The organism is Variovorax sp. 01N425 (assembly GCF_056399465.1).
In genome coordinates this window covers 1-15429 of the sequence record NZ_JBFTRJ010000027.1, presented here as the reverse complement: position 1 = coordinate 15429, position 15429 = coordinate 1, and the positions used below count along the sequence as shown (strand labels likewise).

Genomic DNA, 15429 nt, shown 5'->3' with positions numbered 1-15429 from the left:
ATGAAAGATCAAGCATGAAAGAGGATTCGCAAGGTCTGGGATTCCAGACGCGCGCGCTGCATCATGGTCATGACAGATCCGATCCCTACGGAGCCGTTTCTCCGCCGATCTACATGACGTCCACCTTCGCCTTCGACAACACGGCGGAGGCGGCAGCAGTGTTCTCTGGAGAAAGCGACCGGTACGTCTATGGTCGGCAGCACAACCCGACGCAGCACCTCCTGGAGACGAGGCTCGCAGAGCTCGAAGGTGCCGAGGCCGCGCTGGCCACCGGCTCAGGCATGGGGGCCATCTGCTCCACCTTGCTCACGCTCCTGTCGGCCGGAGACGAGTTGATCGTGCATCACACGATGTACTCGACGGCGACCTCATTGGTCGATGAAGGCCTGCCGCGCTTCGGGGTGAAGGTCACGAAGGTCGACCTCACCAAGCCTGAGAACCTCAAGAAGGCCTTGTCCGACCGGACACGGCTGGTGTACTTCGAAACGCCGGTGAACCCGACGGCTCAGCTCTTGAACATCAAAGAGCTGGCCGAGGTGGCGCACAGCCGTCCTGGTGTTCGGGTCCTCGTCGATTCGACCTTCGGATCGCCCGCCCTGCAGCGGCCGATCGAGCACGGTGCCGACCTCGTGGTGCACTCCATGACGAAGTACATCAACGGGCACGGCGATCTGCTCGCCGGAGTCGTGCTCGGAGATCTGCCCACGATCAAGCGGATCAGGTCGGCAGGCCTCAAATACATGACTGGCGCGACGCTCTCGCCCATGCTGTGCTTCCTGGTCCTGCGCGGACTGAAGACGTTGACGCTGCGGATGCGGCAGCACAGCGAGAGCGCGTTGAAGGTTGCTCGCATGCTGGACTCTCATCCGGCGGTGAAGCTCGTGCGATACGCCTACCTCGAAGGCAGCCCCGATCGTCCACTCGGCCTCTCGCAGATGAGTGCGGGTGGTGGGATGCTCTCGTTCGAGCTGCACGCCGGTGGCGACGGCGCCATTGCGATGATCGATCGGTTGAAGCTCATCTCCAGGGCCATCAGCCTGGGCGACACCGAAACCCTGATCACCCATCCCGGCACCCTGATCCTTGCGCGCCAGAAGGTCGAGCCTGCCGCGCGTCTCAGCGCTGGCGTGACGATGGACCTCATCCGGTTGTCTGTCGGGCTGGAAGATGTGGATGACCTCATCGCTGACCTTCGGCAGGCGCTGGACTCGTTGCAGTAGCGAGAGGCGCGGCCTTGCCCAAGGCGAACGTTGCGGCGCTGAAGAGATCGATTCGGGCTCCGCTCACACCCGTTCCCGGAACTGAGAAGATCAGGTCGAGCGTTGCAGTTGTTCGGCGACCTGCAAGGCGCAAGCGAGCAGGTCGGAGGTCAACGGTGCCATCGCCTTGCCTGTGCTGGAGATGGCCACCACCCGGCGGCGCAGTGCAGGACGCCCGATGGACACCTTGCGAAGGCCATAGTCGGCAAGGAGCCTGTCGGGAATGCGCGACGGCAAGATGCAATGACCCACCCCGGAGGAAACGAGCTTGAGCATGGCGTCTATCGTTTCTGCTTCGGCAACATAGGTGGCCTGCAGCCCGGCGCTGTGGATCATCCGCCTCAGGGCGTAGTGTGCTGGAAAGCCGACCAGGCGCAGGCTGAGGGTCGACAGGTCCTGGGACGATCCAAGGGGACTGCTGTCGAGGACGACCAGCGCCATTTCGTCCTCGAACAGCGGCTTCGATGTCAAAGTTCCGCAGTCCACCGCGGAGTCGTAGACGAAACCCAGGTCCGCCTTGCCGTTCTCGACCAGAGCGACGACTTCGGGTGAGCTGCGGCTGAGCAGAGAGAGATTCACATCCGGATGTGTGCTGACGAAGAGCGAGAACACTTCAGCGACGAAGTAGTAGCTGAGCGTATGGACCGTCGCCAAGCGGACAGTGCCGTGCGTAACCCCTTGCTGGCGCGCGCTGTCGACAGCACGGTCGATCTCTCTGAAGGCCGGCACCAGGGCGTCATAGAGTTTCGTGCCGGCTTCGGTCAGCTGGACGCCGCGACCCGTACGGACAAACAGTGGCTGGCCAAGGTTCGACTCGAGCGTGCCCAATTGCTTGCTCAATCCGGACTGTGTCTGGTCGAGCTTGTCGGCGGCCTTGGAGAGCGAGCCCAACTCCGCGATGCATAGGAAATACCGCAGCGGTCGGTCAAGTGTTTCGATCGCCATGGTGCTTCGTGGTTAATAGTTGTGTGCGTGATCGCATCGATAGCTGGCTGCCATGGGGCTGATCAGCCATCGGGGCTCTGCGCCGCGCTGCAACCATTATCGACACGATGACCGGCGACGGGAAGGAGCTGCTACGGGGCCCGCGCGTTCGGGCTGACCGCTCGCCCTGAGGTTCCGGCCCGTCACTCCGGCGATCGTTGACGACCCCTTCATCGGATCGTTTTACGGGCCCCGCGCCGTCCTGTTGGAGCGGCAGCATTGATGATGGAAGCCAGTCGCCGCGCGGCGTCCGCGATCTGATCGGCAGTGAATGCTCCCAGGCCCAAGATCAAACCGGAACGTTCGCTGCCTTCCGCGTACATGCGAGACACTGGTCGCACAGCCACGCCGGCTCTGGCAGCCTGAACGGAGACGGCTTGGTCATCAACGCCAGGCGCCAGCCAGAGCACCGAGTGCATGCCCTGATCGCTGGGCTGCAGCCATGCCAGGTCACCGGGAAGCAACTCCTGGAAAAGTTGTGCAAGCTGGCTGCGGCATTCCGCGTAGACGCCTCGGATCCGTCGGATGTGTCGATCCAGATGCCCTTCGGCGATGAAGGCCGCCAAGACGTGCTGATCGGCGCTTGGCGGATGACGGTCCAACAACATGCGAGCACCACAGAACGCCTCGACGAGCTTCGGAGGCACGATGGCATATCCGAGCCGCAGCGACGGAAAGAGGATCTTGCTGAATGTCCCCAGATAGACCACATGATCAGGGTCTAGGCCTTGCAACGCCGGAAATGGATGTCCCGCGTATCGCAACTCGCTGTCATAGTCGTCTTCCACCACCCAGGCTGCGTTGGTGCGTGCCCAGGTCAGCAGGGCGTTTCGGCGCGCCATGCTTAAGGGCATGCCCAACGGATATTGATGCGATGGGGTCACAAATGCGGCGCGCGCATCGGGTCTCAAGCGCAAGCCCTCATCGACGATCAAACCTTCTGAATCGACCGGCACGCGCACCATGCGACCTTTCGGCCCCAGGGTTTCCAATATTGCCGTGATGCCCCAATAGGCCGGGTTCTCGACCCACGCATAGTCTTCGTTGCCGAGAAGCACCAGGCAAGCCAGATACAGCCCTTGTTGAGTGCCGGTAGTCACAATGATTTGAGCAGGGTCGCAACGCACAGAGCGAGACCGTCGCACATATTCCGCGATCGCCTGGCGCAGAGGCAGGGCCCCCTGAGGGTCTCCATAGCCGCTTGGCATCCCCTTGCCGCGCGCGCGGATCTGGTTGCCCAGCCGGCGCCAGACCTCGCCGGGAGCGGCAGCTCCGGCAGGCACCGAAACAGCAAAGGGCACCGGTGGCAATGGCATGAACTGCCGAGCGATCTGGGCGAATGCCGCGGATGGCAAGGGCAATGAAAGCGGCTTGGCGCTCGCCTTGCCTTCGCGCGCGTCAGCACCAACCAATGGCATGTCAGCCAAGGATGCGGCGACGCGCGTGCTGCCACCTTGCTCGGCTTCGAGGAATCCTTCGGCAATCAGCTGTTCGAAAGCCTCGAGGACGGTGCCGCGCGCGACTCCCAGGGACTTGGCGAGCGCCCGCGTCGACGGGAGGATTTCGCCGGGTTGGAGGTCACCTCTCTTTACCGCCTGACGCAGCTTATGGGCAAGCTGACGTCCGAGACCGCCGGCCTTTCGGTCAAGTTGCCCGATCGCAGGAACTTCCGGCGTCTTGGCTGTTCGTGGCATGGATTCTGGTCTCCTGAGATAAGTGAATACTGGTCCATCTCACTGAACCTGAATACACCATACTACTTTTTGACGACGGCTTGTTTTGAAGCCGGCATGACATGAGCGAGGCACCCCATGACTGATTGCATAACCGAGAAGAACCAAGCCGTGGCCTTCAAGAGTTGGCTTTGTGTGCTCTGTGGATTCGAGTACCACGAAGAGCAAGGCCTGCCTGGCGAAGGCATCGCATCCGGAACCCGCTGGGAGGATGTGCCGAACGATTGGGTGTGCCCTGAATGCGGCGCCGGCAAAGCCGATTTCGAAATGATCGAGATCTGAATTGAGTCTGGTCGAAGCTTTCTTCCTCAGCAATCAATTAGAGAGATAGAGATATGTACGTTCCTGCCCACTTCGATGAATCGCGCCCTGAAGTTCTGCACGACCTGATCGCTAAGAATCCACTGGGCATTTTGTTTACACACGGCAAAAGCGGCTTGGATGCCAACCATATTCCGTTCGAGCTGGACGCCAAGGAAGGATCCCAGGTGGTGCTGCACTCGCACGTTGCGCGCAGCAACCCTGTGTGGCAGGACATCGTCAGCGGCGACGAAGTGATGGTTGTCTTTCGGGCTGGAGATTCCTACATCTCGCCCCAGTGGTATCCCAGCAAGCAAGAGTTTCACAAGCAAGTGCCCAGTTGGAACTACATCGTGGTCCATGCCTACGGGAGAGCCACGATTCGGGACGATGAGCGATATGTCCGCGGCATGGTGGCTCGGCTCACCCGCACTCACGAGGCGTCGCAACCAACGCCGTGGAAGATGACCGATGGTCCCAAGGATTACATCGACACGATGCTCAAGGCGATCGTCGGCATCGAGATCGAGGTAACCCGCTTGGTGGGCAAGGCCAAGCTGAGCCAGAACAAGGACGTACGCGATATTCAAAGCGCCGGGGAAGCCCTGAATGCGAAGGGCGAGCGGGTAATTGGTGACGCCATGTTGGCGTGCGCAGAAGCCAAGGCAGCACAGTAAAGACGGGCGCGAAGAGAAAGCCATGACCACTTGTCAAGAGCCCATCGTGATCGTTGGTGCAGGTCATAGCGGATCCCGAGCCGCTGCTGCTCTTCGCAAGCATGGTTGGACAGGCGGTATCGGCCTGATTGGTGAGGAGAGTTGCCTTCCTTACGATCGCCCCCCGCTGTCCAAGGCGGTGCTTCTAGGCAAGAAAACAGGCGAACAATGCGCCTTCTACGCCGACTCCTGGTACGCAGAGAATGAAATCGATCTGCAGCTTGCCCAAAGTGTCGTGCGCATCGATCGAGATGCCGCGCGCGTGATCTTAAAAGACGGGCGGGAGATCGCCTATCACCGGCTTCTGCTGGCGACTGGGGCGAGCGTCAATCCGCTCACAGTGCCAGGTTCGGATCTGAGTGGGGTATTGCCGCTGCGTACGCCCCAGCATGCAAAAGCGATCGCGGACTCACTGCAGCGTGGCTGCCGCCTGGTGGTCATCGGCGCCGGCGTGATTGGCCTGGAGGTTGCTGCCGCGGCTCTGGAACGCGGTTGTACGGTCACGGTGCTGGAGCGCGCACCGCAAGCAATGGGCAGGAGTGTGCCGCTGATCGTCTCGGATGCAGTGGTGGCCGAGCATCAAAGACGAAGCGTGAATGTCCGATTCGGTGTTGGGATCGTGGCACTGGAGGGGACGGGCAACGTGCAATCCGTTCGCCTTTCGACCGGCGAGGCCATGGCATGTGACATCGTGGTCTATGGCCTTGGTGTTCGACCGAATGTCGATCTGGCTGAAACGGCGGGTTTGGCAACCGACAACGGCATACGGACAAATCAGTATCTGCGAACTGACGACGAAAGAATTTTTTCGTGCGGTGATGTGTGTTGCTACGACAGCAGACTCTACGGGCGGGCTGTAAGGATTGAAAACTGGCGCAATGCCGAGGATCAAGCAGACACCGCAGCGCGAAACATGCTCGGCCAGCAACTTGAGTTCGATGCGGTGCCTTGGTTCTGGAGCAATCAGTACGACTTCGCACTCCAGGTCGCAGGACTTCCCTCCCTGGGCTCCGAAACCAATGTCGAGACGATTGGACGTTCGCGACTTTTTCTCTCCTACGATGCAGAGGGAGTTTTGCGCGGCGTGAGCGCAATCGGTTCAGTTCGAGACATTGCAGGCCCCATCAAAGAATTCAAAGGTGTGCTTGCAAGGACTTCGACTGGTTTGGAAGGTCCTGCGCCCAGGCCTGCGGCTGCGCCGAATAAACACTAGAAGCTGAGAAGGAGACAACATGATCAAGACGGTCTTGGCGACCACGCCGTCCCAGGCGTTTGAGAAGATGCAAAAGCGGACTTCACGCGGCAAGAAGCTGGTCATGTGGGAGCCCACCTCCTGCGATCGACTCGGCAATCTCCCCTGACTCTGACTACGCGCACGCATAGCACCGTGTTGCGCTGGAAGCCATTCACCATGGCGGTTGGACATCGCCAGGGGAAGCCGCGTCCGCTCTAAATCTTTTCAGTGCATTCGAATGCATGCCAGTTGGAGAATTTGATGAAGCAAATCAAAGCACTGTTGTTCTGTATCCGCGCATCTCTCGTGTTTTCGCCTTTGGTGGGATGGGTACCTCCACCTTCGGAAAGAGGGACATCGCCTGGAGAACGAGTGCATCGAACTGGCGTGATGGTCTAGCCAATTTCTGCGGGGAAGGGAAGGCGTCCACAGCCGCCGCTTCGCCCCGCGCAATCGAAGCCTATCCATGCACCTCCCTATCCGTTCCCCCCTCTTGGATGCCGATCCACTTTGCCGTATCGGCGTGGCGGAACTGACTGCGCTGTATCACTCAGGCGAAGTCTCGCCCGTGGAGGTCGCGCGTGCATCTCTCGCCAGGGCCGAAGCGATCAACAAGCCCTTGAACGCCTTCACATACATCGACCACGACGGCGCGATGGAGCAGGCCCGTGCGTCCGAACAGCGCTGGCGGACGGGCACCCCGCTGTCGCCGATCGATGGCGTTCCGGCAACGATCAAGGACATCGTCTGGGTGAAGGGCTGGGTGGTTCGCTTCGGCAGCCTGACGACGCAGTTGCAACCGCAACGCGAGGACGCACCGGCGGTCGGGCGACTGCGCTGCGCAGGGGCTGTTCTCCTGGGCCTGACCACCACGCCCGAGTTCGGGTGGAAGGCGGTCACGGACAGTCCGGCGAGCGGTATCACGCGCAATCCCTGGATGCCCAGCGTGACCGCCGGAGGCTCGTCTGGTGGTGCGGCCGTAGCGGCCGCCACCGGCGCCGGTGTCCTTCATCTCGCCACGGACGGCGGAGGATCGGCACGCGTTCCTGCCTCCTTCACCGCAACCGTCGGATTCAAGCCGACATACGCGCGCGTTCCCACCTTTCCGGTGAGTGCGTTCGGAACTCTGTCCCACATCGGCTCCATTGCCAGATCCGTCGCAGACGCAGCGGCCATGTTCAGGGTGATGGCGGGCAGGGACATGCGCGACTGGACCCAATGCGCGCATGCCCCCACATCGTCTGACTGGGGCCACACTGCGCTCGCCGGTACGCGAGTTGGCTACTGGTCGCAGCCCGCGACAGGGAAAGTCGAACCAGAGGTCGTGCAGATCGTCGAACGAGCCGTTCGAAAAATTGAACGCGCCGGCGCCTGCGTAGAGCCCATGCAACTGCCTCGCAACGATGTCCTGGACATTTTTAAGCACCACTGGCTCTGCGGTGCGGCGGCCCGCATCAACTCGATACCCGAGCAAGACCGAAGCCGCATTGACCCCGGTTTGCTCGAGGCCGCACGTGACGGCGGAACGATGACCGCGGGCCTGGTTTCTGCACAAATGCGGCGGGTCGAGTTCGGTAGCGCAATGGATCGGGTGCTACAGGAGTACGACGTCCTCGTCTCGCCCGCCACGGCAGTGGCCCCCTTCGAGGCGGGTCACGAGGTTCCGCCGGGCAGCGGCATGACCCGATGGACCGATTGGGCCGGCTTCAGCTTTCCCATGAACCTGAGCCAACAACCCGCCATCGTGATCCCTTGCGGGCTGACCGCGGACGGTCGCCCGGTCGGCATTCAGCTGGTCGGGGCACGAGGCGAAGACAGCCGATTGCTTTCGATAGCGGATGCCCTAGCGCAACTTCTCAACTCGCCATAGGTTCCATCGCAGCGATTCCCGTGTCGCCGCGGCCGTCGTCACTTTCCCCAACTGAAACATCAAAGAGACAATATGAATAGACGTGACCTTCTAGCACTGGCCGCAGCCGGCATTGCCCCAATGTCGCTTTCCCGCTTGGCTTCGGCGCAGGCGGCCGAAGGGATCGAGTTCGGGGCGCCTTTCCCCATGTCGGGTCCATTTGCCGTCAACGGCAAGTATGGGGAGCTCGGTGTTCGCATGGCAATCCAGCGTTATGGGACCGTGATAGGTCGTCGCCTCGCGTACAGCGTTTTCGACACTGAGGCAAAGCCAGCGACGGCGGTGCGCAAGGTGCAGGAGGCTGCGCAGCAAAAGAACACCAAGTTCTTTGTTGGCGGGATCCTTTCCCCCGAAGCACTGGCGATGGGTAAAGAGGTCCATCGACTCGGGGGCGTCTTCTTCTGCTATTCCGGTGCGGACGAGATCACGGGCAAGGAATGCAATGCCGCGACGTTCCGGTGGCCGGTGCCTGCCTATGGCGCCGTCGCGCAGACGTTGCGGCCACTCATCGAGGCACAGCCCAAGGCGAAGCGCTGGTACACCATCACTGCCCAATACGTCTTTGGCGAAGGAATGCTGGCCGCCACCAAGGATGTGCTGAAGGAAAAGGGTGTGGAGCTGGTCGGCAACAGCTATCACTCCCTGGCGGAGAAAGAGTTCAGCGGCTATCTGACCAATGCCATTGCGGCCAAGCCGGACGTCCTGGTGCTGCTCAACTTCGGGACGCAGTCAACCGATGCGTTGCGTCAAGCCATCAGCTTCGGGCTGCACAAGAAGATGACGATCCTTGTGCCATGGACCTCGGGGCTGGAGCAGTTCCAGTCCCTCGGCGCAGACACCACCGAGGACATCTACTTCGGGGCGCAGTACTGGCACAAGGTCGATTCTCCCACCAACCGCGAGCTGATCGCGCAGGTCAACAAAGAGCTGAAGATCATGCCGAACTACACCTTGGCAGCCGCGTTCATCTGCACCAAGTGCGTCATTGACGCGATCGCCAAAGCGGGTTCGACCGAGCCGAAGGCGGTGATCTCAGCGTTGGAGGGCATGAAGTTCGAAGGCCTCACGGGCCAGGAGCAGATCCGCAAGGAAGACCACCAGGTCATCAAAGACTACTACCTGCTTCGCGGAAAGGCCAAGAAGCAGATGAAGGATGCGGACGATTATGTGGATGTTGTCAGTTCCGGACAGTCGTTTCTGACCGTAGAACAAGCCGGCTGCAAGCTGAGCTGAAAAGTCGGCCGCGAACTACCGGAGTCGCCGTATATGAGTGTTTACCTTCTGCAGACCGTCAACGGCATCGGAATAGGAATGTTGTACTTCCTGCTGGCCGTTGGCCTGTCCATCGTCTTCGGCTTGCTCCGATTCGTCAATTTTGCTCACGGGGTTTTTTATCTGCTGGGGGCTTACTTTTGCTTCGAGGCCGTCAGGCAAGGGATGAGCTTCTGGGCCGCCTTGCTTATCGTTCCGCTGTTCGTCGCGGCCGTGGGGTGGGTTGCCGAGAAGACCCTGCTGCGGCATGTCTACGCCAAGCCGCACGAGTTCCACATCCTCATCACGGTGGGCGTCGCGCTGATCATCCAAGAACTGGTCATCGTGCAGTGGGGGCCGTTGGGTGACAGCGTGGCGGTTCCGAGCGGCCTGGAGGGGGTGGTCATGTGGGGAGACTTCATCTATCCCAAGTACCGCCTGTTCGTGATCGCTGTGACCGGCGGTTTGGCTGTGTTGCTCTGGTGGGTGCTCGAAGGCACTCGTCTGGGCAGTGCAGTGCGCGCCGGGAGCGAGTCGCCCGAAATGGTGTCCCTGCTCGGCATCAACGTCTTTCGTCTCTTCAGTCTGGTTTTCGCCCTCGGTGCGGCGACTGCGGCGATCGCGGGAGTCCTCGCGGCACCCATCCGGGGTGTCGAGCCGTTCATGGGGATCGAGGCACTCGCGGTCGCATTCGTCGTCGTGGTGGTCGGTGGCCTCGGAAGTTTCACGGGAGCACTCGTGGGCGGCATTCTCATCGGCGTAGTGCAGAGCGTGATGAGCACCCTATGGCCAGAGGGTGCCCGTCTGATGATCTACGTTGCCATGGCTGCGGTTCTGCTGCTGCGCCCCAATGGCCTACTTGGAAAGCGAGGCTGAACCATGCGTCGAAACATCGATATCGCAGTTGCTCTTGGCATCGTGGTGGCTCTACCGCTGTTGTTGAGTTCTGGGTCTTTGGCCAGTGAAGTGCTCATCTATGCGTTGGCCGTTCTGGGTTGCAATCTGCTGCTCGGCTATACCGGTCTGCTGTCCTTCGGGCAGGGCATTTTCTTCGGACTCGGAAGCTACACGTTCGGCCTTGTGCTGACTCGCACCGGGTTGCCCATGCCCCTTGCGCTGGTTGCCTCGATCATTCTTGGTGGCCTCGCCGCGGGGCTGGTCGGGATCGTGTCGATTCGACAGAAGGGGACCTACTTCGTCATGCTGACGCTCGCCTTCGCGCAGATGTTCTACTTTTTGGCCTATAGCGTTCCTTCCCTGACCGGGGGCGACAACGGGCTGCTCAACATCCCGAGACCGCCGTTGTCGGCGTTCGGAGTGGTTCTCTGGGACAACACCACGGCGTGGCAGTTCTATGCGATGGTGGCGGTCATCTTCCTGTTGGTCTTCGTCGCTCTGCATCGGGTGACGACATCGATCTTTGGGCGCACGTTGCTGGCAATCCGGGACAACGAGGTGCGCGCCAGCGCCGTTGGCTACAACGTACCGCGCTTCAAACTGCTCGCTTTCGTGCTCTCGGGTGCCGTGACTGCGCTGGCCGGCGCACTCAACGCGATGATGGTCGGAGTCGCACCACTCGCGAACGCCGAATTTCATGTGAGCGAAATGATCCTCGTGATGACAGTGATCGGCGGCGCCGGCAATCTCGCCGCGTCGTTGATCGGTGCCCTGTTCTACGTGCTTGCGGCCGATTGGCTGTCGACCCTGTGGCCGCGCTGGCTGATGTTGCTGGGCGTGCTGCTTGTGATCATCAGCCTGGGTATGCAGCGCGGTTTGTGGGGCCTTATCGAAGATGGCTTCCTCGCTTTGACGGCGCGGTTCAAGCGGACCGGTGAGATCCGAGTCGAGGAGAAGCAGGTATGAGCACGGAATTCCTTCTGGAAGCACGGCAGGTTACCAAGCACTACGGCAAGTTCGTGGCCCTTGGCGGCGTGGACCTGCGCGTGAGACGCAACACGGTGCACTCCGTCATCGGCCCCAACGGTGCCGGCAAGACAACACTGTTCCACATGCTCACCGGCACGCTTGGCGTGACGGGTGGCAGCATTGCCTTCAATGGGCAGGACGTCACCCGTGAACCCGGCCATGTACGAGTGCGCAAGGGAATGGCGAGATCGTTCCAGGTCACGAGCCTCTTTCCCACCCTGACAGTGCGCGAGAACTTGCGCTTGGCCGCGCAGGGCGTCAACGCAAGAAGAGCATTCAATCTCTGGCGTTCGCCGCAGGGCCACTGGTCTTGCGCCGAGATGGTGGACCGGGTGATCGAACGCCTTGGTCTGCGGAATCAGGAGCGTACAGCGGCCGGTTCCCTGTCGCATGGTCAGCAGCGTCGATTGGAGGTCGGCATGGCCCTCGCGGCCGAGCCCAAAGCGATCTTTCTGGACGAACCCACCTCCGGCATGGGGATCGACGATCTCGACGACATGAAGACGCTGATCGCCGATCTGGGCCGCGACTACACGGTCGTTCTGATCGAACACAACATGGGGATCGTCATGGACATATCGCACACAGTGACGGTGATGCAGCAGGGACGGGTGCTGGTCGAGGGAACGCCTCAGTCGGTGCGCGATGACGAACGCGTGCGAACCGCGTACCTGGGCAGCATGATCACCGGAGGCCGCAAATGATTCTTCGCTTGGATCGGTTACATAGCCATTACGGCAAGAGTCACATCCTGCAAGGTGTCGATCTTCAGATCGGTAACGGCGAACTGGTAACCCTGCTCGGCCGCAATGGAGCCGGCAAGTCCACCACGCTCAAGACAATTGCGGGCGCTGTTCGCCCCACGGGCGGCAAGATAGTTTTTGGCGGCGTCGAGTTGCAAGGCATGCCTTCTCACCAGATCGCTTCTCGCGGTGTTTGCCTCGTGCCCGAGGATCGAGGAATCTTCAAGCTGCTATCGGTCGAAGAAAACCTCCTGCTCGGCCAGCGCCGGGGCTCTCCGTGGTCGCTGACCGACATCTACAGGATCTTTCCGCGCCTGCGCGAGCGCCGGAAGAACGGGGGAGGGCAGCTCTCTGGTGGGGAGCAGCAGATGCTCTCGATCGGACGCGCGCTGCTCAACAACCCCAAGCTTCTGATGCTGGATGAGCCGGTCGAGGGACTGGCCCCGGTCATCGTCGAAGAAATCGTGGCCCAGCTCAAGGAGATCCGGCGTGCTGGCGTCGCAGTCTTGCTGGTGGAACAGAACCTCGAGGTCTGCACCCAGTTGGCTGATCGGCACTATGTGATCGAGCAAGGAACGATCGTGTACCAGGGCAGCAACGCGCAGTTCTTGGCCGACGACGCGGTCAAGGATCGATACCTCAGCGTCGGCGCGACCTGATCAACGGAATTCACCTCTTCAACTGGAAGCAGCCATGCATACTTTTCAAGAAAAGCGTCAACAACCATCCCTCAGCCTGGATCCGCAATGGATCGACGCCTGCTGGATGCCATTCACCGGCAATCGCCAGTTCAAGGAATCGCCCCGGGTCATCGTTGAAGCCAAGGGAGCGTACTTCACGGATATAGATGGCCGGAAGATCTTTGACGGTCTTTCGGGTCTGTGGTGTTCGGGGTTGGGGCATGGCCGAGACGAAATCTCCGAAGCAGTCTCCAAGCAGATTGCGAAGCTGGATTACTCGCCTGCTTTCCAGCACGGTCATCCTGCCCAATTCGAGCTCGCGAACAAGATCAAGGCACTCATGCCGCAAGGGTTGGACCACGTGTTCTTCACCAGTTCCGGATCGGAGGCTGTGGATACCGCGCTGAAGCTGGCACGTGCCTACTGGCGCCTGCGGGGGCAAGGAACCAAGACCCGCTTCATCGGTCGGCAAAAGGGCTACCACGGAGTCAATTTCGGGGGGATATCTGTTGGCGGCCTCGGCGGCAACCGCAAGCTCTTTGGCCCCGGTGTCGACGCTGACCATCTTGCCCACACACAGCTTGCAAGCAACGCCTTTGTTCGTGGCCTACCGCAGGATGGCGCCGAGCTTGCCAACGAACTTCTCGACCTGATCGCGTTGCATGATGCCTCGAACATCGCCGCAGTGATCGTCGAGCCGATCTCCGGTTCGGCCGGCGTGATCCTGCCGCCCCAGGGCTATCTCAAGCGGCTGCGGGAGATCTGCACGGCGCACGACATCCTGTTGATCTTCGATGAGGTCATCACGGGATTCGGCCGTCTTGGTGCAATGACGGGTGCGGAAGCATTCGGCGTTGTGCCAGACATGATGACCATCGCCAAGCAGGTGACGAATGGCGCACAGCCATTGGCCGCTGTTGTTGCCTCGGGTAACGTCTACGATACTTTCATGGGAGTGGCGGCCCCCGACTTCGCGGTCGAGTTTCCCCATGGTTATACCTATTCGGCCCATCCGGTCGCTTGCGCGGCAGGGATCGCGACGCTTGACGTGATTGTGAACGACGAGATCGTTGCTCGAGCGGCGGCCCTGGCACCCTACTTTGAAGATGCGGTGCATTCACTTGTCCATGCGAAGCACGTCATCGATATCCGCAACTTTGGATTGGCTGCTGGCATCGCCATAGGCGGCACTCCCGACGCTCCTGGCCGGCGGCCCTATGACATTGCCAAGGCGTGCTGGAGCAAAGGCTTCTATGTGCGTCAGGGCGCGGACTCCATCCAGCTTGCGCCGCCGTTTATCTCGGAGAAGGCGGAGATTGATCGCCTCGTCGAGGCCCTTCACGACGCCCTCGCCGAAACGCGCTGATGCTTGACGCCGCGAAGTGACGGACCTCTTCAGTTTTCTATGGAGACATGCATGAGTATTTCCACAATCAACCACTTCATCGGAGGCACTGCTGTCGCAGGGACGTCGACCCGTACGCAGGAAGTGAGCAACCCCGCCACGGGGTGGGTAACCGGCCGAGTGGCCTTGGCCAACCATGCCGACGTCGATGCAGCGGTGGCCGCCGCGCAGGCCGCCTTTCCCAAGTGGGCCGATACGCCGCCGATCCGTCGCGCCCGCGTGATGTTCAAGTTCCTGGAGCTGCTCAACAAGAACAAGGACGAGCTGGCGCATGCGATTACCTTCGAGCACGGCAAGGTGTTCACCGACGCGCAGGGCGAGGTCTCGCGCGGCATCGACATCGTCGAATTCGCCTGCGGCATCCCGCAATTGCTCAAGGGCGACTTCACCGACCAGGTCTCCACCGGCATCGACAACTGGACGCTGCGCCAGCCGCTCGGCGTGGTGGCTGGCATCACGCCCTTCAACTTCCCGGTGATGGTGCCGATGTGGATGTTCCCGGTGGCCATTGCCGCCGGCAACACCTTCATTCTCAAGCCCAGCCCGACCGATCCGACCCCGTCGCTGCGCATGGCCGAACTGCTGAAGGAAGCGGGCCTGCCCGACGGCGTGTTCAACGTGGTGCAGGGCGACAAGGTGGCGGTCGACGCGCTGCTCGAGCACCCCGACGTCAAGGCCGTGAGCTTCGTGGGCTCCACGCCCATTGCCAACTACATCTATGAAACGGGCGCGCGCAACGGCAAGCGCGTGCAGGCCCTTGGCGGCGCGAAGAACCACATGGTGGTGATGCCCGACGCCGACATCGACCAGACGGTGGACGCACTGATCGGCGCGGGCTACGGCTCGGCCGGCGAGCGCTGCATGGCGATCAGCGTGGCGGTGCTGGTGGGCGACGTGGCCGACAAGATCATTCCCAAGCTCATCGAGCGCACGAAGAYGCTCAAGGTGCTCGACGGCGAGAACCTCGCGGCCGAAATGGGCCCGATCGTCACGCGCGCGGCACACGAGCGCATCACCGGCTACATCGCCCAGGGCGAGAAGGAAGGCGCGAAGCTGCTGGTCGACGGCCGCCAGTTCGACGGCGGCCAGGCCGGTGCCGGCTGCGGCGACGGCTTCTGGATGGGCGGCACGCTGTTCGACCACGTCACGCCCGAGATGCGCATCTACAAGGAAGAGATCTTCGGCCCGGTGCTCTCCTGCGTGCGCGTGGCCAACTTCAAGGACGCGGTCGACCTGGTCAACGACCATGAATTCGGCAATGGCGTGAGCTGCTTCACGCGCGACGGCAA

General features: G+C 61.3%; 15 protein-coding genes. 13 read left to right on the top strand and 2 right to left on the bottom strand.

Annotation, left to right across the window (positions count from 1 at the left end; genetic code table 11):
* Positions 1-14 precede the first annotated feature (14 nt).
* Entirely contained in the window at positions 15-1220 is a 1206-nt protein-coding gene (locus AC1DSC_RS30865; protein ID WP_412512552.1) for a trans-sulfuration enzyme family protein, read from the top strand.
* A gap of 90 nt (positions 1221-1310) precedes the next feature.
* Here the strand turns inward: AC1DSC_RS30865 and AC1DSC_RS30860 are convergent, their stop codons facing one another.
* Both AC1DSC_RS30860 and pdxR read right to left on the bottom strand, forming a co-directional pair.
* On the bottom strand, positions 1311-2198 hold the full coding sequence (locus AC1DSC_RS30860) for a LysR family transcriptional regulator (RefSeq protein WP_412512592.1): 888 nt from the start codon (positions 2196-2198) through the stop codon (positions 1311-1313).
* 215 nt (positions 2199-2413) lie between these two features.
* Complete coding sequence (gene pdxR, locus AC1DSC_RS30855) at positions 2414-3937, bottom strand: MocR-like pyridoxine biosynthesis transcription factor PdxR (RefSeq protein ID WP_436037866.1); 1524 nt, start codon at positions 3935-3937, stop codon at positions 2414-2416.
* 117 nt (positions 3938-4054) lie between these two features.
* Here pdxR and AC1DSC_RS30850 point away from each other — a divergent pair, with 117 nt between their 5' ends.
* The 12 genes from AC1DSC_RS30850 to AC1DSC_RS30795 all read left to right on the top strand — a co-directional run.
* Positions 4055-4258, top strand: coding sequence for a rubredoxin (locus tag AC1DSC_RS30850; protein WP_412512550.1), 204 nt, complete (start codon positions 4055-4057; stop codon positions 4256-4258).
* A gap of 53 nt (positions 4259-4311) precedes the next feature.
* Positions 4312-4953 carry an FMN-binding negative transcriptional regulator gene (locus tag AC1DSC_RS30845; protein ID WP_412512549.1) on the top strand — a complete coding sequence of 214 codons (642 nt, stop codon included), beginning with the start codon at positions 4312-4314 and terminating at the stop codon, positions 4951-4953.
* A 22-nt stretch (positions 4954-4975) separates the two neighbouring features.
* Entirely contained in the window at positions 4976-6205 is a 1230-nt protein-coding gene (locus tag AC1DSC_RS30840) for an NAD(P)/FAD-dependent oxidoreductase (protein WP_412512548.1), read from the top strand.
* Between the two features lie 19 nt (positions 6206-6224).
* Complete coding sequence (locus AC1DSC_RS30835) at positions 6225-6353, top strand: hypothetical protein (protein WP_412512547.1); 129 nt, start codon at positions 6225-6227, stop codon at positions 6351-6353.
* A gap of 366 nt (positions 6354-6719) precedes the next feature.
* The gene (locus AC1DSC_RS30830; RefSeq protein WP_436037863.1) at positions 6720-8096 is read left to right on the top strand and encodes an amidase; all 1377 of its coding nucleotides are present in this window, start codon (positions 6720-6722) and stop codon (positions 8094-8096) included.
* A 72-nt stretch (positions 8097-8168) separates the two neighbouring features.
* A complete protein-coding gene (locus AC1DSC_RS30825) occupies positions 8169-9368 on the top strand; it encodes an ABC transporter substrate-binding protein (protein WP_412512545.1) in 1200 nt (399 codons plus the stop codon).
* Positions 9369-9401: 33 nt separating this feature from the next.
* Positions 9402-10262, top strand: coding sequence for a branched-chain amino acid ABC transporter permease (locus AC1DSC_RS30820; protein WP_412512544.1), 861 nt, complete (start codon positions 9402-9404; stop codon positions 10260-10262).
* A gap of 3 nt (positions 10263-10265) precedes the next feature.
* Complete coding sequence (locus AC1DSC_RS30815) at positions 10266-11249, top strand: branched-chain amino acid ABC transporter permease (protein WP_412512543.1); 984 nt, start codon at positions 10266-10268, stop codon at positions 11247-11249.
* A complete protein-coding gene (locus tag AC1DSC_RS30810; protein ID WP_412512542.1) occupies positions 11246-12016 on the top strand; it encodes an ABC transporter ATP-binding protein in 771 nt (256 codons plus the stop codon). The genes AC1DSC_RS30815 and AC1DSC_RS30810 overlap by 4 nt, the downstream gene beginning before the upstream one ends.
* Entirely contained in the window at positions 12013-12714 is a 702-nt protein-coding gene (locus tag AC1DSC_RS30805) for an ABC transporter ATP-binding protein (RefSeq protein WP_412512541.1), read from the top strand. The genes AC1DSC_RS30810 and AC1DSC_RS30805 overlap by 4 nt, the downstream gene beginning before the upstream one ends.
* 34 nt (positions 12715-12748) lie before the next feature.
* Positions 12749-14101, top strand: coding sequence for an omega-aminotransferase AptA (aptA, locus tag AC1DSC_RS30800; RefSeq protein ID WP_412512540.1), 1353 nt, complete (start codon positions 12749-12751; stop codon positions 14099-14101).
* A 51-nt stretch (positions 14102-14152) separates the two neighbouring features.
* Positions 14153-15429, top strand: a 1277-nt coding sequence (locus tag AC1DSC_RS30795) for a CoA-acylating methylmalonate-semialdehyde dehydrogenase (protein WP_478131995.1), incomplete at its 3' end; no start/stop codon positions are given.

Excerpts from the sequence above, each read along its gene's own strand:
- AC1DSC_RS30840 (WP_412512548.1), top strand. The coding sequence starts at position 4,976 with ATGACCACTTGTCAAGAGCCCATCGTGATCGTTGGTGCAGGTCATAGC.
- AC1DSC_RS30835 (WP_412512547.1), top strand. The coding sequence starts at position 6,225 with ATGATCAAGACGGTCTTGGCGACCACGCCGTCCCAGGCGTTTGAGAAG.
- AC1DSC_RS30810 (WP_412512542.1), top strand. The coding sequence starts at position 11,246 with ATGAGCACGGAATTCCTTCTGGAAGCACGGCAGGTTACCAAGCACTAC.
- AC1DSC_RS30805 (WP_412512541.1), top strand. The coding sequence starts at position 12,013 with ATGATTCTTCGCTTGGATCGGTTACATAGCCATTACGGCAAGAGTCAC.
- AC1DSC_RS30865 (WP_412512552.1), top strand. The coding sequence starts at position 15 with ATGAAAGAGGATTCGCAAGGTCTGGGATTCCAGACGCGCGCGCTGCAT.
- pdxR (WP_436037866.1), bottom strand. The coding sequence starts at position 3,937 with ATGCCACGAACAGCCAAGACGCCGGAAGTTCCTGCGATCGGGCAACTT.
- aptA (WP_412512540.1), top strand. The coding sequence starts at position 12,749 with ATGCATACTTTTCAAGAAAAGCGTCAACAACCATCCCTCAGCCTGGAT.
- AC1DSC_RS30850 (WP_412512550.1), top strand. The coding sequence starts at position 4,055 with ATGACTGATTGCATAACCGAGAAGAACCAAGCCGTGGCCTTCAAGAGT.
- AC1DSC_RS30820 (WP_412512544.1), top strand. The coding sequence starts at position 9,402 with ATGAGTGTTTACCTTCTGCAGACCGTCAACGGCATCGGAATAGGAATG.
- AC1DSC_RS30825 (WP_412512545.1), top strand. The coding sequence starts at position 8,169 with ATGAATAGACGTGACCTTCTAGCACTGGCCGCAGCCGGCATTGCCCCA.
- AC1DSC_RS30845 (WP_412512549.1), top strand. The coding sequence starts at position 4,312 with ATGTACGTTCCTGCCCACTTCGATGAATCGCGCCCTGAAGTTCTGCAC.
- AC1DSC_RS30815 (WP_412512543.1), top strand. The coding sequence starts at position 10,266 with ATGCGTCGAAACATCGATATCGCAGTTGCTCTTGGCATCGTGGTGGCT.